Origin of the sequence: Proteus sp. G2673 (genome assembly GCF_009915125.1) — a bacterium.
Taxonomy (GTDB): domain Bacteria; phylum Pseudomonadota; class Gammaproteobacteria; order Enterobacterales; family Enterobacteriaceae; genus Proteus; species Proteus penneri.
In genome coordinates this window covers 108,387-132,580 of the sequence record NZ_JAABLT010000010.1, presented here as the reverse complement: position 1 = coordinate 132,580, position 24,194 = coordinate 108,387, and the positions used below count along the sequence as shown (strand labels likewise).

Genomic DNA, 24,194 nt, shown 5'->3' with positions numbered 1-24,194 from the left:
GGTTATTTTTTATCTACTAAATATCGTTATTAACAACTATTTTAATTCTGGCCAATAGTCTTTATTCGCTTCAATTAAATCATCTAAAATTGCTTTTGCAACAGTCGCACTAGGTACTGTTTTAGACATTGTAATCGCCTGCCAAAGTTTCAAATAAGATTTTTCAATCCATGCTTCTACTACTAATTTTTCAACTGCAACTTGTTGGCTCATCATCCCTTTTTGGAATAATGGAATTTTACCCATGACTAAAGGCTCTGGCCCATGGCTTCCGACAATACAAGGGATCTCCACCATTGCTTCAGGATCAAAGTTAATAATTGAACCGTTATTAGGAACGATCAGCAACATTCTTTCTTGAGTATTAAACGCGATAGCCGTTGCAAGATCGACAATATAAGAGGCATGTTCATCTATTTCAATATGACCTGCTGATGATTTACCAGCGGCTGTAATGGCTCGACAAGCGCTAAATACATTCTTTTCTCTGTGCTCCATCACTTCATTCGCACGAGTATGATGAGGATCAGAATGCGCAACGACATAATCTGGGAATAGATAATACTTCAAGTAAGTGTTTGGCATCGTTGATGGATCTAACGCCCACACATCTTTTGCTTTACCGAATGTATCATTCCAACTTGCTTCAACCGGCTCACCTGCTACTTTTGGAATATATCCATGTTCGGCAACATGTTTACGAATAACCGGCAGTAAATCATTACCTTGCAAATCTTCGACCTGAGTCCACCAACCAAAGTGATTTAAACCGTAGTAACGGACTCGCATCTCTTTGCGTGATTTTAATCCTGCAATTTGTGCCATACGTGATTCAATGCCAATTGGCATATCACAAATATTTAAGATCTTCGCATTAGGTTTTAAACGGCGAGTAGCTTCAGCGACAATTGCTGCTGGGTTAGAATAATTTAGCATCCATGCATTTGGTGAATATTTTTCCATATATTCAACCAATTCCAATACTCCACCAATAGAGCGCATACCATAAGCGATACCACCAGGCCCACAGGTTTCTTGTCCTAATACGCCATGGCGTAAAGGAATTTTTTCATCTTTTTCACGCATTGGATATTTACCAACACGAATATGAGCCATAACAAAATCAACATCCGTGAAAGCAGTTTTAGGATCTGTGGTATAGCAAAATTCAATTTCAGGTGCTTTTTCAGTAAGAATTATTTCACAAGCTTTAGCAATGGTTTCTTGCCGCTCGGCATCATTGTCATAAAATTTGATGGCTCTTAATGGAAAACGTTTTAAATTTTCCAGTAGCATCAAAATAATACCGGGTGTAAATGTACTACCGCCACCTGCAATTACGACTGAGAACTTCTTCATTATATAGCCTCCGACAAGGTGATATTTTGTGTATCTTCTTTCATAAGTTGTTCAATTTTGTCTCTCACTTGAGAAACGTGTAGCCCGATAATGATTTGTAATGCATGACCTTTACGCACCACACCATGTACACCGAGCCCTTTAAAATAGGCATCCGTTTCAACTATCTCGTTATCTATCACTTCAATACGTAAACGTGTTGCACAGTTATTTAAAGATTTGATATTTTTACTTCCCCCTAGGCCTTCAAGAATGCCTTTAGGAAGGGCGAGTTTGCGGTCTTCTTTTTCTGTTTTTGAACTATCTGAAGTTTGTGACTTTTTATTTTTATAATCTTGTTTGCTATAAAGCTTGATCTCTTCATCATCTTCTTCACGACCTGGTGTTTTTAAATTAAGTTTGATAATTAATGTTCTAAACACCACAAACCAAATCATTGTAAAAATAAGGCCTATGACTATTTGTGTAATAATCATCCCGTAATGGTTATGGAACATAGGGATCCAATTCATAGGCAGGAAATTATCGATGATCCCCCCACCCATATTTCCGACAACACCAAAGTGATAAAGCGTTGTCGCTAATGTGGCGGCTAACACGGCATGAATGGCAAACAATAACGGAGAGATAAATAAGAATGTAAACTCTAACGGTTCTGTTATTCCCACAAATACCGCGGTCAATGCAGAGGGTATAAGTAAACCTGCAATTTTGGCTCTATTTTTAGGTGCAGCAGTAAAATAAAGAGCAAGTGCTATACCAATAGAACCAAAGACTTTGCTGTTGCCATGTAAAGCAAAGCCACCTTCAGGAAATAACTCTTTTAAAGATTGGGTGCTTTGACTGAAATATTGCATATTTTGAGCCCAATCAACTTGAATACCATGTTCAGTGACAGCGGGACCAAAAATAAAAGGACCATAAATAAAGTGATGCAAGCCAGTAGGAATTAAAATACGTTCAAGAAAGGTATATATCCAAACACCTAAAGAGCCAGATTCAACCATAAATACTTGCAAAGATTGAATACCAATTTGCACTTTAGGCCAGAAAAATAATGTTATCCACGCTAAAGGTAACATCACAAAAAAACTAATTAATACAACATAAGATGTTCCTTGAAATATACCTAAAAAGACAGGAAGTTGTTTATCGAAATAACGATTATGAATACCGGTAACTATACCCGCAATAATAATTGCTCCAATAATACTGGTATCTAATGTTTTAATTCCAGCTATCATTGTTAAGCCACTATTTCCGCCGATTTCATTTGTAAAATCTACGCCGAAATAACTGCCCCAAACTATTCCCATTGCATTAATAAAATAATTCCAAGTGAGAAAACTTACCATTACAGCAAGACAAGCTCTTGCTTGTGCAGTTTTAGCTAAACCAATTGGTAAGCCAATTGCAAAAATAAGAGGCATATTACGAAAAACAGTCCATCCCCCTTCTTCAATAATATGAACAATTTGGGAAAATAAACTATCGGGTCTTAATAAATCTTCACTAATAAATAATGGATTCTGTAATAGAATTGCAATGCCTACAACAATACCTGCAAATGGAAATAGCAGGACAGGAGTAAACATGGCTCCACCAAATCGTTGTATTTGACTGAGCATAAAAATATCCTCTTATTTACTGCTACTGAAACGATATGCTATTTAATTCATTTTTTTTCTGTAAATTCAGATTAGATTCTTTTCTCTTTATTCTCTCATCTGAAATGAGTTATTCGTGATCTGATTCATACTAATCTTTCAGTCAAAGTGATCTCATTTTTAGTCAAAAGGCAGATCACTTTTTATTTTTTGATAACGTTCACATTTTAGAGTTATAAATGATTTTCTTATATATCAAAAAATTATATTCAGATAGATTAAATAAAAAGAGCCGATTTTAAGAGTGAAAAGAGGTATAAAAGTGATCTACAAAGACATTGCAAAAAGCCTAAGAATTCAAATAAATTCGGCTGGATACCAAATTGGTGACCCTTTACCAGCAGAAAAATCATTAGCACAACAATACAACGTATCGAGAATGACAATACGTAAAGCGGTGGATTTATTAGTGACCGCAGGATTATTAGAACGAAAACATGGCTCTGGTACTTATATTAAAGAAAAAGCTGTTCATCATGAAAATGCTAGCCTAAAAGGCTTTGTCGAATTAATGGCAAATACAGGCCACAATGTAAGAAGTGAAGTGATAGAATTTAGCGTTATTCCCTGTCCTTTATCTATCGCCAGTAAACTACGAATTAATTCAAATGAACGTATTTTTTATTCAAGGAGAATACGTTACGTTGATAATAAACCACTTATTGTTGAAGATAGTTATATGCCTGTTAAATATTTTCGTAATTTAACCTTAACCCATTTAGAAGGTTCTAAATTTGATTTTATTGAAAATATTTGCCAAATAAAAATAGCGGGAAGTTACGAGACATTTCACCCTATAATACCAGACAACAATATTTGTCAATTATTAAAAATAGAGAATAACATTCCAATATTAAGACTCAGCACATTATCATACAGCACCAATGGTGATTATATAAATTATTCAATAATGTATAGAAATACCCAAGATTATATTGTTGAGTATCATTTAAAACGAGAGCAATAGTTATTAATAATAAATAATCGCTATAGCAAAAAAGCACCCCGTAGAGTGCTTTTTAAACTGAATAAAAGAGCTTAATTATTTCTTTTTAATCGCATTAATAATATTTGTTGTAGAAATGCCATCTTCAAAGTTCAGCACTTTTACTTCACCGCCTGCTGCCCAAACTTCTTTACTACCCGCGATATCTTCAGGTTTATAATCACCACCTTTAACTAAGATATCCGGTAAGACAGAAGCGATTAAACGCTGTGGTGTATCTTCTTCAAATGCAACAACCCAGTCTACTGCGCCTAAAGCGCCAAGCACTGTCATACGTTGCTCTAATGGATTAACAGGACGAGTTTCACCTTTTAAACGCTTTGTTGAAGCATCGCTATTTACAGCAACAATCAAACGATCACCTAATTTTCGTGCATTGGCTAAATAACTAACATGGCCTGCGTGAAGAATATCAAAACATCCATTAGTCATCACAATACGCTCACCGCGCTGACGTGCTAATTCAACTGCTTGTTTTAATTGTTCTTCTTCCATTATACCAAAACCGTTGTCAGCACGACCACGAATGGCGTTTTCCAGTTCAATAGGTGATACTGTCGATGTTCCTAATTTACCGACAACAACACCCGCTGCTGCATTAGCCAGGAAACAAGCTTCACTTAAAGGTTTGCCAGCAGCTAAAGAGGTGGCTAATACACCAATTACCGTATCACCAGCCCCAGTAACATCATAGACTTCTTGTGCTTGGGTTGGTAAATGCAATGGCGCTTCATTTGCACGAAGTAAGCTCATTCCACGTTCTGAACGAGTGATCAGCAACGCTTCAAGATCTAAATCTCGAACTAATTGAGTCCCTTTTTCCACCAGCTCATCATCGGTTTTACATACCCCAACGACTTGTTCAAATTCAGACATATTTGGCGTTAATAGCGTCGCACCACGATAGCGTTCAAAATCAGATCCCTTAGGATCAATTAATACAGGTACACCCGCTTTTTTTGCCAGTTGGATCATCTCTTGAACATGAGAAAGTGCGCCTTTCGCGTAATCTGATAAAATCAGAGCGCCAATAGAAGGCAACGCTTGTTGAATTCGTTCATAGATAGGTTGAGGATCAACGTTGCTAAACCCTTCTTCAAAATCAAGACGAATTAATTGCTGATTACGAGAAAGAACACGTAATTTTGTGATCGTTGGGTGTGTCGCAACAGAGACAAAATCACAACGCACATTGACCTGATTTAATGTATTACTCAATGCTTTTGCGGCTTCATCAATACCTGTTAAACCCACTAAACGCGAATTAGCACCAAGAGACGCAATATTCATCGCAACGTTTGCGGCACCGCCTGGTCGCTCTTCTGTGGTATCGACTTTAACCACTGGCACTGGGGCTTCTGGTGAAATTCGACTTGTTGGGCCATACCAATAGCGGTCTAACATGACGTCACCGACAACCAACACATTGGCCTTATTAAAATCCGGCAGCGTTACTTTCATCCCATACTCCACATTTATTTTCAAAATAAGCCGAAATAATACCATAACTTGTTAGGCAAAAAGAGATACACATAAAGACTTCATGCCAACAAACCATTACTCTTGTTCACCAAGCCACTTCAGTTTGCTTTTTAATACACACTCTCGCTCTGCGATAAAACAATGATTATCCACAATGGCAGGTAATGCTTGTAACGCCAGATGATGTAATTCATTACGCAAAGTGACATAAGCATGTGTTAAAGCGAGAGCTTCATCTTCATCCATTACTTGATGCTTTGCCATTAACTCAAAAATACGCACATTATCAGACCAACGAGTTAAAGCAGGGTATTGATGAGAAAAACGCAATACTAAATATTGCGCGATAAATTCAATATCAGTAATACCACCAGATGAGTTTTTTAAATCAAACTTGTCTGCTTGTGTTGGTGCAAGATGTTGTACCATTTTTTTACGCATATCGCGGACTTCATTTTGTAACACATCAGCATCCCGAGAGAGGCACAATGTTTCATGACGAATACGTGAAAACATCTGTTGTAGTTGCTCGTCACCGTAAATCATTCTGGCACGAATTAAGGCTTGATGTTCCCATGTCCAAGCTTCATTTTTCTGATATTCATCGAAAGCTTGGATCGTACTTACTAACATTCCTGATTCACCCGAAGGGCGTAAACGCGCATCGACTTCATACAATACGCCAGAGGAGGTTCGGGTACTAAATAAATGGATAATACGCTGTGCTAAACGAAGATAAAATTGGCGGGCATCAATCTGTTTTGCTCCAGTTGTCATGATATTCATTGGACAATCTAATAAAAAAACCAAGTCCAAATCTGAGCTATAGCCTAATTCCCATCCCCCCAATTTGCCGTATCCAATCACCGCAAAGCCCAATCCATCACGATGAGATAAATGTTCAGGCTCACCATAACGTTTCACCATATATGACCAAGCTTGATGCACAACCGCATGAATAATAGCTTCAGCTAAATAGGTTAAATGATCGCTAACTTTCATCACGGGTAATACACCTGTGATATCTTCCGCAGCAATACGCAACAGTTGGGCTTGCTTAAATTGGCGCAGTGCTTCTAGTCGTTGTTCTTCATCTTCTTCTGGTACACGTAATAAATATTGACGTAATTCATCACGATAGGCATCTAAAGGTAGTGGCTGATAGAGTGAATTAGGATCAAGTAATTCATCTAACAATAAAGGATGAAGCGCTAATTGTTCTGCGATCATCGGAGATGCTGCACATAATCGAATAACGTGTGTTAAAACTTCATCAGACTCTTGCATCAACTCTAAATATGTCGTGCGACTGACAATGCTTAATAGTAATGGAGTGATCCGTTTTAACGTGACTAATGTTTGAGGTTGCTGGCAAATTTTAGCCAATAGTTTTGGCATTAAGGCGTCAAGAACATCGCGTCCTCTCGGCCCAATAGTTCGCTTGCCAATATCTTGGCGAAAAATCTGCAACGTCTGATTTATAGCCTCAAGCGCTTCAATGGTTAATGTTTCATGAAATAATGACGACGTTTCAGGTAAGCGTCCAAGTAACCAAAGACGTTTAAATTCAGAGATATCATCTTCATCATCGTTTTCGTCTTCTTCACCAATTAATTGCGTGAAAATCACGGAAACAGCCCGCATCTTGTGGTTAATCTCTTGATAAAGCGTATCCCAATGATCAAATCCCATTGCGAAAGTTAACCGTGCTTTATCTTCTTCACTTTCAGGTAAAGTTTGGGTTTGTTGATCGCCAATAGATTGCAGTAAATTTTCTAATCGACGGAGGAAAAGATAACTATCAGACAATTGGGCGGTTTCTTGTGACGTTAACAGTTCAAGTTTGGTGATAACATTAAGCACTGTTAATAATGAATTGTTTTGTAACTCAGGCTCCCTTCCTCCACGAATTAACTGGAAAACCTGAGTAATAAATTCGATTTCACGAATACCACCAGAGCCTAATTTTATATTATCAATCATGCCACGACGACGAACTTCACGACTTATCATGGATTTCATATTTCTAAGTGATTGAATAACACTAAAATCAATATAACGACGATAAACGAAAGGACGCAACATTTGCCGTAAAACTTGGCAATATTCTCTCTTTTCTGCACCTAAAACACGCGCTTTGATCATTGCATAGCGCTCCCAGTCTCGCCCTTGCTCTTGGTAATAATCTTCCAGCGCCGCAAAGCTCATCACCAAAGGCCCACTTTCACCAAAAGGGCGTAATCGCATATCAACACGATAGACAAAACCATCAATGGTATGCTGATCCAGCGCTTTAATAAGCTTTTGACCTAAGCGAGTAAAAAACTGTGCGTTATCTAATTCTCGACGTCCACCTTGCGTAAATCCATTTTCAGGATAGGCAAAAATTAAGTCGATATCAGAAGAAAAATTAAGTTCAAATCCACCTAATTTCCCCATTCCTAAAATCAATAATGGCTGAGGTTTACCTTCACTATCACAAGGCGTCCCCCATTGTTGGCAACATTGCTGATAAAGCGTATCTCTCGCGACACAAATTAATGTTTCAGCCAATACACTCAAATGTTTTAGCACACAAGGAATATCGCCTAATTGAAAAAATTGTAACCATGCAATTCGCACTAATTGTTGATGACGAAATTGGCGTAAGATCCGCATCACATCATCTTCATTATCAATATTGGCTAATTTTGCCGTTAATTGAGATTCATAACTCTGCCATTCGACACAAGTTGGTGGATTTTGCCTGATATCAGTCAACCATTGAGGATTAACCCGAAAATGCTCGGTTGCAAAGGGACTAAATGCAAGAAATTGTTGTTCTTGTTCACTAAAAGGTGCCAGCGCATTAAGTTGAGAAGAAAAACCACACTGTGCTTTATCCCACAATGATTGAAGTACACTGATAACAGACATAAATAGATTCTCACGTTGTCAGGAAATTAAGCAATAGACAGTAACCACGACGTAGAAGATAACTTAAAGTTCAACCATAAAACATGATAATAGTTGGTTGCAGTTGTAAATGTTAACGGTGAAATTGCATTGAGTGACTGTTGCATAAATTCAGGCAGATCTGACTGTTTTTTGCACCAATCTGAAAATAATGCCAACATCGCTGGCATAGTTATTGTCGGAGGTGTTGGATTAGCAAAAATAGCTTCTTCTAATGCCTGTATTGCACTTAACCATTTTGTCAGTTGTTGTGCCGTAGTATCACTAGGAGAAAGATTTACGACACTCAACGATAACGCAGGCTTATCTTTTGCCAGATAATAACCTCGAGCCGCTTTACTGCGAGAGGCAAGACGTAATCCGCCTTTTTCACCTAAATACGTCGCTAATGCAATAACGTCTGACACCTTACCTTTTTTAAGTTCTAGCTCAAACTCTTCGATGGGTAATTCATATTGCTCAGTACGAATAGCACCTTGATCTAAGACCACTTCTATTTGACTGTCTTGATACTCAACAAGCCAGATTTCACGATAAAAATCGGTATGAAATAACACATTAAGCTGGGATTCTAATAAAGTGAGATCCGTTTTTTCTGGCCAGATTTCCGCAGGAAAGCGAGCCAAATCTAATTTAGGTTGTATTAATTCAACGTTATATTCTGGACGTTGATGCAAACCTGCAACAACTTTACCCGCTGTTTTAATTGTCATTTCATAACGTTCATCAACACCACGAATACGCAACCCCATATCCCAACGACGAATTTGATTATCTGTCGTCTCAAAGTAAAGATTAGTCAGCTTTTTGGGGGCAGCGTGCTGATGTGGTAGAGTCAGAATGCGCTGAATAATGTGAGGAATAGCGGCAGGTATGGCACTCATTTTGAGTTCGGTTTCTAATTGGCTCATTCTATTTCCCTTAAGTAAATCAATTGATTAGTAAAATATTTAACGCATTTTCATTTAGCAAGTGATAGCCTAATAACAATAATGAATAAAAGGCAGATTATCCCTATATTCTACCAGTTAAGAGTGTTCTCATTCTGGTTTACTATTTGCTTACGCAAACTTTACTCTTTAGTATCAGTAAAAATATTCTCTTGTATAGATAAAAAAGTTGAAAACATAATGCGAAAATTACCCTTACTTTTTCTTTCCTTACTTGGCTTAGGTGTTTCTCTGAGCTCACACGCAGAAACTCGCTATGTTTCCGATGAATTATCCACTTATGTACACAGTGGACCTGGAAATCAGTATCGAATTGTTGGCTCTTTAAATTCGGGCTCAACCGTGACTGTACTTTCTCGTAATGCAGCAACGGGTTATGTACAGGTTAAAGATGATAAAGATCGTACCGTTTGGTTACCAGAAAACCAACTCAGCACACAGCCAAGTATGCGTACTCGCATCCCTGCTATGGAAAAAGAGATCCAAACACTGCGTGATAAACTGGCAAATATCGACCAAAGCTGGAACCAACGCACCATTGATATGCAAAATAAAGTTTCAAACAGCGATGACATCATCAATGGTTTGAAAAAAGAAAATGAGCAAATGAGAACAAAGCTCGCTGTCGCAGAGAAAAAACTCGATTTTGCTAATCAACAGTTAGATGACCGACAACGTGACATCATTTTACAGTGGTTTATGTATGGTGGTGGTGTTGCTGGTGCAGGTCTTATTTTTGGTCTGATCCTTCCGCATATCATTCCTCGTCGTCGTAAACGCAACGATCGTTGGATGAACTAATATTCAGCCAAAAGGAATCATGATCCCGTGAATATATACCTTGTTGGTGGCGCTGTGCGTGATCAATTATTACAGATACCTGTAAAAGACAGAGATTGGGTTGTTGTTGGCGCAACACCCGAAGAACTGTTACAACAAGGCTATCAACAAGTCGGCAAAGATTTTCCTGTTTTTCTTCATCCTGATACACATGAAGAATATGCACTTGCACGTACGGAACGAAAATCTGGATCAGGTTACACGGGATTTACTTGTTATGCCGCTCCTGATGTCACATTAGAAGACGATCTTGCACGTCGCGATCTCACTATAAATGCCATAGCGTATTCTGCAAATGGTGAATACATTGACCCTTACCAAGGTATAGATGACATCAATGCACGATTGCTTCGCCACGTCTCCGATGCCTTTTCAGAAGATCCTTTAAGAGTTTTGCGGGTTGCACGTTTTGCGGCTCGATTTGCGCCTTTAGGTTTTATCGTAGCACCAGAAACACTGCAATTAATGAAGACAATGGCACAAAGTGGCGAACTAAATGCACTAACGGCAGAACGCGTTTGGAAAGAGACTGAAAAAGCCCTTGAGAGCCATGCCCCTCAGGTTTACTTTGAAGTTTTACGCCAGTGCGGTGCTTTAAAAGTTCTTTTCCCCGAAATTGATGCCTTATTTGGCGTACCAGCTCCTGAAAAATGGCACCCAGAAATCGATACGGGTATTCATGCCATGATGGTACTGAATATCGCCAGTCAATTAACAGACGATATTGCGGTACGCTTTAGTGCCTTATGTCATGATCTAGGAAAAGGATTAACGCCTCCTGAAAATTGGCCTCATCATCACGGTCATGGCCCTGCTGGTGTACCTTTAGTTGAAGCATTGTGTCAACGATATCGTATTCCAAATCACATTCGTGATTTGGCTCGTTTAACAGCAAAATTTCACGATCATATCCATCGTATCGATAGAATGCGCCCTTCTAAAATTATCCGCTTATTTGATGCTATTGATGCATGGCGAAAGCCTGAACGTGTTGAACAATTAGCTATGGTCAGTGAAGCGGATGCTAGAGGACGTCTCGGGTTAGAAAACCTACCTTATCCACAACACGCATTTTTTTGCCAAGCTTTCGCCGTTGCAAATAATGTGGATATTAAGCCAATCATTGAAAGTGGATTAAAAGGAAGTGCAATACGAGATGCGCTAACCAAGCAACGAGAAGTTGCGATTATTAAATGGAAATCGCAACTTAATCGAGAAAGTGAGTAATTAAGCTTTACGCTCAATAATCACCCCTACATTTGTGGCTTGTGCAATAGCTCCCGGTTTCGCTAATTTAATTTTTACTCTTGGTACAGCAAATTGCGTTATCAATAGCTGTGCCACTTCTTCAGCTACTCGTTCAACTAATTCAAAACGTCGACTCTCGACATAATCAATGATTGCATTGCTCACACTGGCATAATCTAAACAATGAACAACATCATCAGTTTGGGATGCGCGTTTGTTATCCCATTCCATTTCGATATCGAACACTAATTTTTGTTTTATGGTTTTTTCCCAATCATAAACACCGATTGTAGTTATTACTGATAATTGCTCAATAAATACGATATCCATCACGTCATCTCTTATTTTTTCTGTTCATCGGATACCACTTCCGATGAAATATGCGTATTATCCATACATGCCTAACGAACTTACATAAACATTGGAGAATACAAATGAGTGCTAACGCACTTGGAATGATCATCTTCGCCTACTTGTGCGGCTCAATCTCCAGCGCGATATTGATTTGCCGACTGGCAAGATTACCTGATCCAAGAAAATTTGGCTCTGGCAATCCCGGAGCGACCAACGTCCTACGTATTGGTGGAAAAGTAGCCGCAGCAGCCGTTCTTATCTGTGACGTCCTAAAAGGGATGATCCCTGTTTGGCTCGCCTATTACTTAAATGTGCCTCCTTTTTACCTCGGCATTGTCGCCATTGCCGCATGTCTTGGGCATATCTACCCTGTTTTTTTCCACTTTAAAGGAGGAAAAGGGGTTGCAACCGCCTTTGGTGCCATTGCCGCAATTGGCTGGGATTTAAGTGGTCTTATCGCAGGAACGTGGTTACTCACCGTATTACTTAGTGGCTATTCATCACTTGGCGCGATTATCAGCGCATTACTCGCCCCTTTTTATGTTTGGTGGTTTAAACCAGAATTCACTTATCCCGTTGCGTTATTATCATGCCTTGTACTTTACCGCCATCATGACAATATTCAACGTTTATGGCGTGGGCAAGAGAGTCGGATTTGGCAAAAATTGAAGAAAAAAACGGAAAAAACAGAAAAAGAGATCATTCAAGAAGCAAAAGAACAAGAAAAAGAAGATTAATTACATTACGCTACGCTTCAAATAAACACCAAAAACAAAAAGCCACTTTTGAAAAAAAGTGGCTTTTTAACAAAGGAATAAAATCTAAATACTCAAATAAATTATTGCTTATCAAGCGCAGGTAATTCAGCTAAAGGCCAACGTGGTCTTACCGTCACACTTAATGGGCCTTCTGTACCACCTTTAAAACGGATCATACCTGCCAATGCAATCATTGCGCCATTATCTGTACAAAGCTCAGGGCGAGCATAAAAGACTTCTCCACCGATTTGCTTCATAACAGCTTCCATTTTTGCACGTAATGTACGGTTTGCACTCACTCCACCCGCCATGACTAAACGCTTAAAACCTGTCTGTTCTAAGGCTCGACGACATTTTATTGCTAACGTATCAACAACTGCATCTTCAAACGCGCGTGCGATATCCGCGCGCGTTTGGTCTGTATCATCATTTTGACGAATAGTATTAGCCGCAAAAGTTTTTAAACCTGAGAAACTAAAATCAAGTCCCGGCCTGTCTGTCATTGGACGAGGAAAAACAAAGCGGCCTTCTGTACCTTGTTGCGCCATTTTCGATAATACTGGACCACCAGGGTAATCTAATCCCAACAGTTTTGCCGTTTTATCAAAAGCCTCACCAGCAGCATCATCTATAGATTCACCCAATAAGGTGTATTCACCAATTCCTGTCACACTAATTAACTGTGTATGACCACCAGAAACCAGAAGTGCCACAAATGGAAACTCGGGGGTTTTTTCTTCAAGCATTGGTGCTAATAAATGGCCTTCCATATGATGAACAGGAATAGCAGGAACATCCCACGCAAACGCTAATGAACGCCCAATAGTTGCACCTACAAGTAATGCGCCTACAAGACCAGGTCCCGCAGTATAAGCAACCGCATCAATATCTTTTGCAGTCAGATTTGCTTCTTTAAGCGCGGCTTGAATAAGTGGCACTGTTTTACGGATATGATCTCGTGAAGCCAACTCAGGAACCACACCACCATAATCGGCGTGCAATTTAATTTGGCTATAAAGTTGATTTGCTAATAGACCGGCTTTATCATCGTAAATTGCGATACCGGTTTCATCGCAAGATGTTTCAATACCTAAAACTCGCATGACGCTTCCAAATTCTTCATCGCTGATCCGCGTAATAAGTCAATTGTATCATTATTTCGGTGATTTTATACGCCTTCACGACATCTTTTACATACCAGCATGTGACAAATTCCTTTTTCTGGTCTATAATTATCCACCTATTTTAAGTGATTTAAATGTGTGGTTAGCGACTTTCGCTTTTTGTGCTTATTAAAAAGACACAAAAGTGAGAGTTTGCGTTTCAATTTTGTGCATCTCTTTACAAAGTGCCCTGCTTTGAAGTAAAATTCCGCACCATTTTAAATGTCGGCTGGCTTAAATAATGCCAGCGCAAACCGATTTCTATTGAGGTGAGAGGCACATGCCGGTAATCAAAGTACGTGAAAACGAGCCATTTGACGTTGCTCTTCGTCGTTTCAAACGCTCTTGTGAAAAAGCAGGCGTATTAGCAGAAGTTCGTCGTCGTGAGTTTTATGAAAAACCAACGACTGAACGTAAACGTGCTAAAGCATCAGCAGTAAAACGTCACGCTAAAAAATTAGCTCGCGAAAACGCACGTCGTACTCGTCTGTACTAATATATTGCGGCTTATACCGCAACATATGCAGACACAGTAGTCGCAGTTAAAGGCCGTGCTTTCTTTCGAGAGCGCGGCTTATTCTCGTTCAACAACAGGCGTAAAAGGGCTTATGGCTGGACGAATTCCACGTTCATTTATCAATGATTTGCTAGCTCGAACCGATATCATCGATCTTATCGACGCTCGCGTGCCGTTAAAAAAACAAGGCAAAAATCATTCAGCGTGTTGTCCGTTTCATAATGAAAAAACGCCCTCTTTTACAGTAAATAGTGACAAACAGTTTTACCACTGTTTTGGTTGTGGCGCGCATGGCAATGCTATTGATTTTTTGATGAATTACGACAGGCTCGATTTTGTCGAAACCATTGAAGAGTTAGCAGCAATGCATGGGTTAGAAGTTCCTTATGAATCAGGAACAGGCAGTAGCCCTATTGAACGACATATAAGACAAAATCTCTATCAAGTGATGGAGAGATTGAATCAGTATTATAGTAACGCTCTCAATAAACCTGATGCACAGGAAGCAAGAAACTACCTTGCGCATCGTGGGCTTAGTGAAGAAATTATTACCCGTTTTTCTATTGGATTTGTGCCAACGGGTTGGGATAACGTCCTAAAACGTTTTGGTCAAGATGCCGATAATAGAGCCTTACTTCTTGAAGCGGGTATGGTAATCACTAACGATAATGGTCGCACTTATGATCGTTTTCGCCAACGCGTCATGTTTCCTATCCGAGATAGACGTGGCCGAGTTATTGCCTTTGGTGGGCGTGTTTTAGGTGATGATTTACCTAAATACTTAAACTCACCAGAAACAGAGATTTTCCATAAGGGCCGTCAACTTTACGGACTTTATGAAGCACAACAATCTAATAATAACGTCACAAAGCTATTAGTTGTTGAAGGTTATATGGATGTTGTGGCATTAGCACAGTTTGGTATTGATTATGCCGTTGCCTCATTAGGAACCTCCACCACAGCAGAACATATCCAGTTGCTTTTTCGAACAACGGATAACATTATTTGCTGCTATGATGGAGATAGAGCTGGACGTGATGCCGCATGGCGAGCATTAGAAACCGCCCTTCCTTTTTTAAATGATGGCCGCTCTTTACGTTTTATGTTTTTACCCGAAGGTGATGATCCCGATTCTCTGGTTCGTCGTGAAGGTAAAGAATCTTTTGAAAAACGTATGGAACAAGCACATTCATTATCAGAATTTTTATTTGATTCACTCGTTCCTCAAGTGGATCTGAGTACTCAAGAAGGCAATGGTAAGCTATATAGTTTAGCCAGACCATTAATAGATAAGATCCCAAGTGAAACTTTACGTCTATATTTATTAAGAGAGCTTGGAAGCTTAACGGGAAATCCCGATATTGAGCAGATGGATCGATTATTTGGCAGAACGCCGGTTAATCACGAGTTATCGTATCAACCGACAAAATTACGCACAACACCGATGCGTATATTGATTGCCCTATTGATACAAAACCCAGAATTCTCTAAATTAGTGCCCCCTCTCGAGGGATTAAGTACAGAAAAAATCGCAGGTTTATCGCTTTTTATTGAATTAGTTTCTGTTTGCCAAGCACAACCAGGCCTGAATACAGGACAGATTATCGAACTCTATAGAGAGAATAAATTCGGTAAACAGCTTGAAAAATTGGCAATGTGGAACGATATAGATATAGATGAGATTGCAGAAAAAACCTTTACAGACACGTTAGATCATATTTTTTTAACCGCAATGGACGAACGTTTAAACGCGCTTATTGCGAAAGAGAGAACAGAAGGTCTAACGCAAGATGAACGCGAAGAAGTCCAATTGATAATACAGGCACGCGTTAAAAAGTAAATACAAAATTAAGATTAAAAACACGGCTTAATTGCCGCTATCGGTAGGTACTAAAAACCTACATTTGCTACGCTGAGGGGATCGTAGCAATCGACAATGAAAATGCCCCTCCGTAGTTATTGTTGGCTAAACAGTTATCGCCGACCCGACACCAACCCAAATTACTTTGAAGTGTGGATACCGTCTTATGGAGCAAAACCCGCAGTCACAGCTGAAGCTACTTGTTACTAAAGGTAAGGAGCAAGGCTACCTGACCTATGCTGAGGTCAATGACCATCTGCCGGAAGATATCGTCGATTCAGATCAAATCGAAGACATCATCCAGATGATTAACGACATGGGCATTCAGGTTATGGAAGAAGCACCTGACGCCGATGATCTGATGCTGGCAGAAAATTCAAATGATACTGATGATGATGCTGCAGAAGCCGCAGCTCAGGTACTTTCTAGTGTAGAATCTGAGATTGGCCGTACAACCGACCCTGTGCGTATGTATATGCGTGAAATGGGGACAGTTGAACTGCTCACCCGGGAAGGTGAAATTGATATCGCAAAACGCATTGAAGATGGTATTAATCAAGTTCAATGTTCCGTTGCAGAATATCCTGAAGCAATTACTTATCTTCTTGAACAATATGATCGTGTTGAAGCAGGCGAAGCACGTCTTTCAGACTTAATTACTGCATTTATTGACCCTAATGCCGAAGAAGTGGCAGAAAGTGAAGATGTCAATTTAGGCAAAGAAGATGATGAAGTTGCCAATGACGCTGAAGACGAAGATGAAGATGAAGACGAAGATGGCGACAATGACAGCGATAGCGATGACGATAACAGCATCGATCCTGAATTAGCACGTCAGAAGTTTACTGAGCTTCGTGAGCAATACGAAAAAACTCGCCAAACTATCAAGGCGAAAGGTCGCAACCACAAAGATACAGAGCTTGAAATCTTATTGTTATCTGAAATTTTCAAACAGTTCCGTTTAGTACCGAAACAGTTTGATTATTTGGTTAACAATATGCGTGAAATGATGGACAGAGTTCGTACTCAAGAGCGTCACATCATGCGTCTTTGTGTTGATCAAGTTAAGATGCCTAAGAAAAACTTCATTACGCTGTTTACAGGTAACGAAACTAATGACACATGGTTTACTGCTGCTCGAGCAATGAATAAGCCTTGGTCTGAAAAGCTAGCAGGCATTGAAGAAGAAGTACAACGCAGCTTACAAAAACTGCAACAAATTGAAGTTGAAACTGGATTGACAATCGAACAGGTTAAAGATATTAACCGTCGCATGTCTATCGGTGAAGCAAAAGCACGTCGTGCGAAAAAAGAGATGGTCGAAGCGAACTTACGTCTCGTTATCTCTATCGCGAAAAAATATACCAACCGTGGCTTACAGTTCCTTGACCTAATTCAGGAAGGGAATATCGGTTTGATGAAAGCGGTTGATAAATTTGAATACCGTCGTGGTTATAAGTTCTCAACTTATGCAACATGGTGGATCCGTCAGGCAATTACTCGTTCAATCGCTGATCAGGCGCGTACAATCCGTATCCCTGTTCATATGATCGAAACGATTAATAAACTGAACCGTATCTCTCGTCAAATGTTGCAAGAGATGGGACGTGAGCCTTCACCAGAAGAGCTTGCAGAACGCATGTTAATGCCTGAAGACAAGATCCGTAAGGTACTAAAAATCGCTAAAGAACCTATCTCCATGGAAACCCCAATCGGTGACGATGAAGATTCACATTTAGGTGATTTTATCGAGGATACAACTCTCGAATTGCCACTGGATTCTGCGACATCAGAAAGCTTACGCTCAGCAACTCACGAAGTGTTAGCTGGCTTAACACTGCGTGAAGCGAAAGTCTTGCGTATGCGTTTTGGTATTGATATGAATACAGACCATACCTTGGAAGAAGTGGGTAAACAGTTTGATGTTACCCGTGAACGTATTCGTCAGATTGAAGCGAAGGCACTGCGTAAATTACGCCACCCAAGCCGTTCTGAAGTGTTACGTAGCTTCCTTGATGAGTAATCAACTTTCCTCTCAATAAAAGTTATAATGAACGCCTGTGATATCACAGGCGTTTTTTTATGAGGATTTAGAGACGATATCTACAATCTCTTTAAGCTACGATAGATTTCACCTACATATATTTATAAAAAATAGCCTTATTATTTATATTTTTGTATCTGTACGCATGCTTATTAATGATATCGTTACGCTATCTTATTGATATCATAGTTATTCTCTGTTTTATCTTTTTATTGTTTAAATTGAACATAAATTGCGCATACAGTCATTCAAAGGCTAGACCTAGTGCCAAATGGCACGTATAATCACACTCCATTAAGGCCCCTTAGCTCAGTTGGTTAGAGCAGGCGACTCATAATCGCTTGGTCACTGGTTCAAGTCCAGTAGGGGCCACCAAATTTTAGCTGTTAAATCAGCGCATTAAGCCACTTCTTAGCAAGTGGCTTTTTTGTTTTTATAGGTCAATGGCGACAAAATGGCGACAGAGTTTTTTAATAAAAAATATTTCACATGGTTTAAGTACAAAATATTTAATATATAAAAATACAAAAAATTTCAGTTTCAAAAATCTATAACTCACTGAAAAATAAATATTCTCTAAAATGCTCTCACGTAAAATATGGATCATCAACCCCACGTAAAGTATGAAATTTCTTTTACTATCAATGCGTTAATTTTTTATCGAGATCCTTTTTCTATCTCTCAAACTGAAATAACCTGAAATCTTTTACAATCATTTCAGTTTGACGCCGACGCAAAGAACCCAATACCTGCGCGCCCTCGCGATATGTTTTGTAAAAAATTCAAACTGAAATAATTTTTAGATCTAAATTGTGCAGGCGGGTGCGGATTAGTGCGTTTTACGTGGTGAATGATTTTATTTCGTGGGGATTATGCGCACTGTGTCGCATGCTATCAACGCGATCTATTTTGAGTTAATGCAGATGTATTATGAGAATTGAACGCCGTAGCGTGGCGTAGAAGTGGATATAATGACGGGCGTAAAAAAGCCCGCAAATGCGGGCAAGGATGGTAACGATTTTATCACCCAATGACAGGTGAATATTTCTGCTTAAGTCCTGTTGATTTAGTGCCTGTTTTGCTAATGGCTGATGCGTTTAACGGGTTGCCCGTGTTGTTATGAGTATGGCTTGCCGTGAGTGTGGCCAGCTCATTGACGACGTCTAACGTATCTAACATGCACTGCATCACATTCAATTGTTCATTACCTAAATAAACAACCGGTGCCATGATTTTTTGCATCGCGCCTGCAATACTCGAACGCACTGCCCCGATTTTTTCCTCCAGTTTCTGACCAACATCAACCGTCATATTTTTACCAACCGCCACAACCTTATTGGCTTGCGTTGCTTGGCTAAAATCGCCCTCTGCAATTTGCATAATGGCACCTGCCATTAACGTGCTGGTGCCAATGACTGTCGTTTTATCGGTAGCTTGTACGGTGGTTTCTCTGGTGATAACGGTGCGATTTTCTGTGTCGGTTTTAACTTCACGGTGCATCGACTCTTCAATAATTTTCTGGTCAGTTTGACGATGCCATGTGCCGTCCTGCGTAACCCGTTGTGATACCTCTTGGCGTTGCTGTTGCAGTTGTTCGCCTGGCTTGATGTCTGGCAAGGTATTGCCATGACTTAACACTTGGCGAATAAAGGGCTTATCTGCACGGCCATTTTCAAACGCAATTTCAACCATTGAACCCACAGGCGGATATTGAAACATTCCCGACTCATTGCCTGCCATGGGCAATGGTAACGGCACCGCGTGATAAACGGGTGCCACATCATTGCCGTCGGCATCAACCATTTGCACGTCAACGGCGTATTTCGGTCTAAAGGGGTCTGAAATATCCCCCGCGGTGGTGTTTTCGGTGGGTGCTTCAACACGGGCAAATTTCGGCAAGTGCAACCCTGCAGAAAGTTCGGGGTAAGCATTATCAATTTGTTGTTGTGCTATGGTGCGATTTTCGGCTCGTCCTGTAATCGCATCGGGGCTAATCCACGTTAACGTCATATTATCGTTATCAAGGGCAACACGCTCTAAGCGTTTATCGTTAACTTTCACACCAGGGCGCAAACTTTGCACCATCGGGATAGTCATTTGATTACCGGCACGTTGTTCAGAAGAAAACTGATTGTCTATTTCAATCTCTTTATCTTTCCAAAATGAATCATTCCAGCTTCCTACGAACACGTCACCGTCTGGCGTTTGATACCACACGTAATCGGGAATATTGAAGACTTTTCCCAGGCTATTTAATAATTGATACCCCGTGCCGTTATGGGTGTAGTGTGGGATTGGGGTATTCACATATTCAGCATCTGGTAACACAAAATGTAATCCGCTGTGCTCTTTTAGATAATCGGTGATCTGTTTTAAGGTGGGATGCTGAAAAGAGCATGGCCACATTCTGTCAAATACGCCAACCAATTCGCGCACGAACAATTTTTGAAAACCATTTTGTGACGGTTGCGAACGCTCCACATAGCCCGTGAAATACCGTAATAGTAAATCCGTGTAGCCAATATCAAGGCGCACCAATTTACCTGTGTAATCTGTGTCTGTTTTAGCGGTAATAAACCCACGGCCACATTGTGATAATTCCAGCACCATTTTCACGTCGACAAGGTGTGTTTCATCACCCGATAAATAAAGTCGATTAATCGGTTTCATCTTTTAATCTCCCAAAGCATCATTAACAGGCTTCAACACATTTTTCTCAAACCAGCTTAATTCCTGCTCTTGTTCTGGCGTTCCTTCGCCGTTAGCTTTCGGCTTATCACTCATGGCTTGTGTTTTAGCCTTAACTTGCCCTGCCGAACGACTCTCACGTTTTTCGGGTACCGATAAATGCTCACGTAGAGTAAAAGTAATTTGCCAAGCTTGCTTGCCGTCCATTTTTGAAGCATCGATGCCATTAGTGAATGTGCCCAGGCGAAAATTAATCGCGCTGGCCATACGGTTGGCCACACGATAGCGTTTTAGTAATCCATTTTCTTTGGCTTCCGCCAACGCAAATAAACGGGTTAGCGTTTTTTCTTCGGTGAAAGGGATCGTGCCCGTGATGCGTAGCTCTTTGGGTTTAATCCCCTGCTCACTGTTTACCGTGCTTGATGACTGCCCCGACTGGTCTTTGTCTTGATACATCATGGAGGGTGTAACCGTGAGATTTTTTAATAAAATCGCTTCACCGTCCAGAGCTAATGTAATGATTTGACTGACTTTCGGTGTGTTATTTTCGTTGAGTGGTGTCTGTGTCATGCATCATTCCTTTGATTGCATCAATATCGCCAGCAAACAATGTGGCCAAGGTGTAAACCGCATCTTGTTCGGGGATTTCTTTTTTCATTTTCTCCGCTAATTCTGCGCCGTTACCTTTTCCCTGGAACACCCAAACCGTGGTTGATTTTCCCAGTAAGCCCGCCAATGAATCAGCCATGCCTTGCAAGATATTTTTTCGACTTTCCGCAAATCCTTTTACGCTAGAAAGTAACCCCGCCACACTTGCCCCGCTTGAGGCTTCACTTTTTGCCTTTTCAATTAATCCCGCATTGATTACCGCACGGCTATTATTGGTTGATAATGTTTGTGGTTCTGGAATACCCGCTAACGTTTTAGCGGGTATCTGCATTTTGGTGATATTCAGGCTTTCGGCTGTTTTGGCCATACGTTCAACTTGGCTAAACACCGGCAAAGGCAATACGCCCGAAAAGGCTTGAATTGCATTGATAAACTCGTCATGAGTACGGGCGCAAATCATTGTCACCACAATATCAACCTCGCCCGCACCCTGAATTTTATTCGCAATATAATTAATCGCATTGGTGGGGCTTAAATAACTGCCTGTGGCGGTATTCTGTCCGACACCATAAATAAATGGGTGAACGGGCAGTAATGAACAGGTAACTCCCGTTAAATCGCCTGATAGTGAAAACTGCTTACGTTGCCATTTCATTATTTATTCCTCAATTAATATGCAACCCATACTTCAATAATCCCCCACGCTGAATCAACTTTTAATGCTTTATTTCCAGTTACTGTGAATCGAGTAAATTCATTATTAAACCCAATGTAAACAGGTGTATTTAAAAACGGCGGAATTAAATTACCGCCTATAAACCCTTTATCCACTCCTGAAAGTTTCGCATAAGCTATTTTCCCTCGAATATCTTCTTTTAATGTTATATTGATATTATGTCCCTTTATTTCCGCACCTTCCCACACCTTAATAAATCGCATATTTTCACCTGCTCTCAAATAGCGAACATCACCTTGTGCTGTCGTTAATGCCCCCACATCTCCCGCATTTAATGTGATATCCGCATTCAGCGGTTTACCATTCACTTTACGGGTATTGGGTACACGACCATTTGCATTGTTATTGGCATTATTGGCTGTGGTTTGGGCGGTATTGGCTTTACTGACGCCATCATTGGCTGTTCTTTGGGCATTATCAGCCTTAGTTACCGCACTACTTGCCGTATTTTGTGCATTAGTCGCCATGGTTTTGGCTTCATTGACTTGCGCAGGCGTAGATGCGCCCACATCGCCCGCGTTTAAGGTGATATCCGCATTCAGCGGTTTACCATTGACTTTACGAGTATTAGGCACACGACCATTGGCATTGTTGTTCGCATTATTGGCGGTAGTTTGGGCGCTATTGGCTTTACTCACGCCGTCATTGGCTGTCTTTTGAGCATTGTCGGCTTTAGTGACAGCACTATTTGCCGTTCCTTGGGCATTGTCAGCTTTAGTTACGGCACTGTCTGCCGTCTTTTGTGCATTAGTCGCCATAGTTTTGGCTTCATTGACTTGCGCGGGCGTAGCTGCCCCCACATTTCCCGCCGTTAACGTAATATCTTGCGTACCATCAAACGGCACCCCCGAAATTTTGCGCGGTGTCGCCAGTTTTTGCGAGGCAACGGCTGTTCCTGTTGAGGGTAATCGGGTATTAGCATTGTCATTCGCCGACTTGGCTGAAGCCATAGCGTTATTATGTAAATCAGTCACTAATTTTTGTGTCGGAGCTAATGCCTGGCTAGTGCCCGTTTTATCCGTTAGTTGGGTAAATCCTTTTGCCGTCAATGTTGCATCGGGATGATTACGGGATTTTTCGTGCGCTTTTAACGCATCATCTAATTGTTGAAAATCCAGTGTTCCTTTAGGGCGTAAATCGGTAATTTTCCCATCTGCTGAAATCGACGCGATTGCAAATACAAAATGCGCAAAACCCGCGTTATCGATAGTGTTTTTTAAATCAGACTTAACGGTGAGTTGAATCTGAGTTTGCCAGCGACTAGTAATATTCCCTTGGTAACTCACATCGGCATAAACCTTAGTATTTTCCGCGGGTACGGTGATATTCTGGTTTGAGGTTAATTCCGCTCGTAATCCACCAATGTAACCAATACCTTTTGTGACAAAATATTGATTCCCTGTTTTACCCACTAAAAACGCATCGCCAAAAAAAGAGGCTTCACCGTAATTGTCGGTATTAACCAGCCGTTGCATTTCATCTATACCAGAAAGCCTGGCGGTAAAATCAATCTGCCACATTTCTGCGGGGGTATTGATAGCGGTTTCTTTGCTGGCACCTAAATACTCCAACAAGAAAGAACGGGTTAACACGTTACCCTGTTGCCCTGCTTGGGTTTTAATTTTGCGTTGGGTAGGTGCGTGCACAATCATCGCTACCGTGCCAGATTTTTTATTTAATAAACCAATCCAATTAAAATCAAAATCTCCAATTTCAGCACCAACAGTAACCGAATAGGCCACCGCATTTTGATTGACGACGCCCGTTTTATTTACCGTTTGACGATGCACAATGTATTTTGCATCGGGCAACCCTTCATTGCGGTCAATCGGTTTTTCAAGCTCTAAATTCGGGATATATGCAAAGACGAATTCGTCTAATACAATGAGGTTTCCATCAATCGACTCTTGGGCTTTCCAGCGCTCAAATGCCGTTGTAATAATAGATTGTGACATTT

General features: G+C 40.4%; 18 protein-coding genes and 1 tRNA gene. 8 read left to right on the top strand and 11 right to left on the bottom strand.

Translation table 11 applies throughout. The features are described 5' to 3' along the window. Positions 1-36: 36 nt before the first annotated feature. Both GWI59_RS05900 and GWI59_RS05895 read right to left on the bottom strand, forming a co-directional pair. A complete protein-coding gene (locus tag GWI59_RS05900) occupies positions 37-1,359 on the bottom strand; it encodes a 6-phospho-alpha-glucosidase (RefSeq protein WP_161724236.1) in 1,323 nt (440 codons plus the stop codon). Then, entirely contained in the window at positions 1,359-2,987 is a 1,629-nt protein-coding gene (locus GWI59_RS05895; RefSeq protein WP_109848091.1) for an alpha-glucoside-specific PTS transporter subunit IIBC, read from the bottom strand. Before GWI59_RS05895 ends, GWI59_RS05900 begins: the two co-directional genes overlap by 1 nt. A 301-nt stretch (positions 2,988-3,288) precedes the next feature. Between GWI59_RS05895 and GWI59_RS05890 the strand changes: the two genes are divergently transcribed. Next, entirely contained in the window at positions 3,289-3,993 is a 705-nt protein-coding gene (locus GWI59_RS05890) for a UTRA domain-containing protein (RefSeq protein WP_161724234.1), read from the top strand. A 75-nt stretch (positions 3,994-4,068) separates the two neighbouring features. On the opposite strand, the gene hldE is transcribed toward GWI59_RS05890, so the two are convergent. From hldE to GWI59_RS05875, 3 genes are all read right to left on the bottom strand, one after another. After that, positions 4,069-5,493: a bifunctional D-glycero-beta-D-manno-heptose-7-phosphate kinase/D-glycero-beta-D-manno-heptose 1-phosphate adenylyltransferase HldE gene (gene hldE, locus GWI59_RS05885; RefSeq protein ID WP_072064312.1), complete on the bottom strand. Its 1,425-nt coding sequence runs from the start codon at positions 5,491-5,493 to the stop codon at positions 4,069-4,071. Between the two features lie 96 nt (positions 5,494-5,589). Continuing rightward, on the bottom strand, positions 5,590-8,430 hold the full coding sequence (gene glnE / locus GWI59_RS05880; protein ID WP_161724232.1) for a bifunctional [glutamate--ammonia ligase]-adenylyl-L-tyrosine phosphorylase/[glutamate--ammonia-ligase] adenylyltransferase: 2,841 nt from the start codon (positions 8,428-8,430) through the stop codon (positions 5,590-5,592). 26 nt (positions 8,431-8,456) lie between these two features. Then, entirely contained in the window at positions 8,457-9,380 is a 924-nt protein-coding gene (locus GWI59_RS05875; RefSeq protein WP_161724230.1) for a CYTH domain-containing protein, read from the bottom strand. A gap of 219 nt (positions 9,381-9,599) precedes the next feature. Between GWI59_RS05875 and GWI59_RS05870 the strand changes: the two genes are divergently transcribed. Then, entirely contained in the window at positions 9,600-10,220 is a 621-nt protein-coding gene (locus tag GWI59_RS05870; protein WP_072064315.1) for a TIGR04211 family SH3 domain-containing protein, read from the top strand. A gap of 27 nt (positions 10,221-10,247) precedes the next feature. Next, positions 10,248-11,486: a multifunctional CCA addition/repair protein gene (locus GWI59_RS05865; protein ID WP_161724228.1), complete on the top strand. Its 1,239-nt coding sequence runs from the start codon at positions 10,248-10,250 to the stop codon at positions 11,484-11,486. On the opposite strand, the gene folB is transcribed toward GWI59_RS05865, so the two are convergent. Next, positions 11,487-11,837, bottom strand: a complete 351-nt coding sequence (gene folB, locus GWI59_RS05860) for a bifunctional dihydroneopterin aldolase/7,8-dihydroneopterin epimerase (protein WP_072064317.1) — start codon at positions 11,835-11,837, stop codon at positions 11,487-11,489. Between the two features lie 104 nt (positions 11,838-11,941). On the opposite strand from folB, the gene plsY reads away from it, so the two are divergent. Beyond that, positions 11,942-12,598 carry a glycerol-3-phosphate 1-O-acyltransferase PlsY gene (gene plsY / locus GWI59_RS05855; protein ID WP_006536028.1) on the top strand — a complete coding sequence of 219 codons (657 nt, stop codon included), beginning with the start codon at positions 11,942-11,944 and terminating at the stop codon, positions 12,596-12,598. Positions 12,599-12,699: 101 nt separating this feature from the next. Here plsY and tsaD read toward each other — a convergent pair whose 3' ends face one another. Next, positions 12,700-13,722, bottom strand: coding sequence for a tRNA (adenosine(37)-N6)-threonylcarbamoyltransferase complex transferase subunit TsaD (gene tsaD, locus GWI59_RS05850; protein ID WP_109396238.1), 1,023 nt, complete (start codon positions 13,720-13,722; stop codon positions 12,700-12,702). A 340-nt stretch (positions 13,723-14,062) separates the two neighbouring features. On the opposite strand from tsaD, the gene rpsU reads away from it, so the two are divergent. The 4 genes from rpsU (at position 14,063) to GWI59_RS05830 (ending at position 18,579) form a co-directional block, all read left to right on the top strand. Continuing rightward, positions 14,063-14,278: a 30S ribosomal protein S21 gene (gene rpsU / locus GWI59_RS05845; RefSeq protein ID WP_001144069.1), complete on the top strand. Its 216-nt coding sequence runs from the start codon at positions 14,063-14,065 to the stop codon at positions 14,276-14,278. 112 nt (positions 14,279-14,390) lie between these two features. Then, entirely contained in the window at positions 14,391-16,139 is a 1,749-nt protein-coding gene (dnaG, locus tag GWI59_RS05840) for a DNA primase (protein ID WP_161669602.1), read from the top strand. A gap of 187 nt (positions 16,140-16,326) precedes the next feature. Beyond that, entirely contained in the window at positions 16,327-18,183 is a 1,857-nt protein-coding gene (gene rpoD / locus GWI59_RS05835) for an RNA polymerase sigma factor RpoD (protein ID WP_072064321.1), read from the top strand. A gap of 319 nt (positions 18,184-18,502) precedes the next feature. Further along, positions 18,503-18,579: transfer RNA gene (locus GWI59_RS05830), tRNA-Ile, on the top strand. Positions 18,580-19,227: 648 nt separating this feature from the next. Here the strand turns inward: GWI59_RS05830 and GWI59_RS05825 are convergent. Genes GWI59_RS05825 through GWI59_RS05810 form a run of 4 tightly spaced genes read right to left on the bottom strand, consistent with a single transcriptional unit; the run spans position 19,228 to position 24,192 of the window. After that, complete coding sequence (locus GWI59_RS05825) at positions 19,228-20,874, bottom strand: hypothetical protein (protein ID WP_161724226.1); 1,647 nt, start codon at positions 20,872-20,874, stop codon at positions 19,228-19,230. A gap of 3 nt (positions 20,875-20,877) precedes the next feature. Further along, positions 20,878-21,462, bottom strand: coding sequence for a baseplate complex protein (locus GWI59_RS05820; RefSeq protein ID WP_159364086.1), 585 nt, complete (start codon positions 21,460-21,462; stop codon positions 20,878-20,880). After that, entirely contained in the window at positions 21,434-22,156 is a 723-nt protein-coding gene (locus GWI59_RS05815) for a hypothetical protein (RefSeq protein ID WP_161724224.1), read from the bottom strand. The genes GWI59_RS05820 and GWI59_RS05815 overlap by 29 nt, the downstream gene beginning before the upstream one ends. 14 nt (positions 22,157-22,170) lie before the next feature. Then, a complete protein-coding gene (locus GWI59_RS05810) occupies positions 22,171-24,192 on the bottom strand; it encodes a phage tail-collar fiber domain-containing protein (RefSeq protein ID WP_161724222.1) in 2,022 nt (673 codons plus the stop codon). Positions 24,193-24,194: the final 2 nt, after the last annotated feature.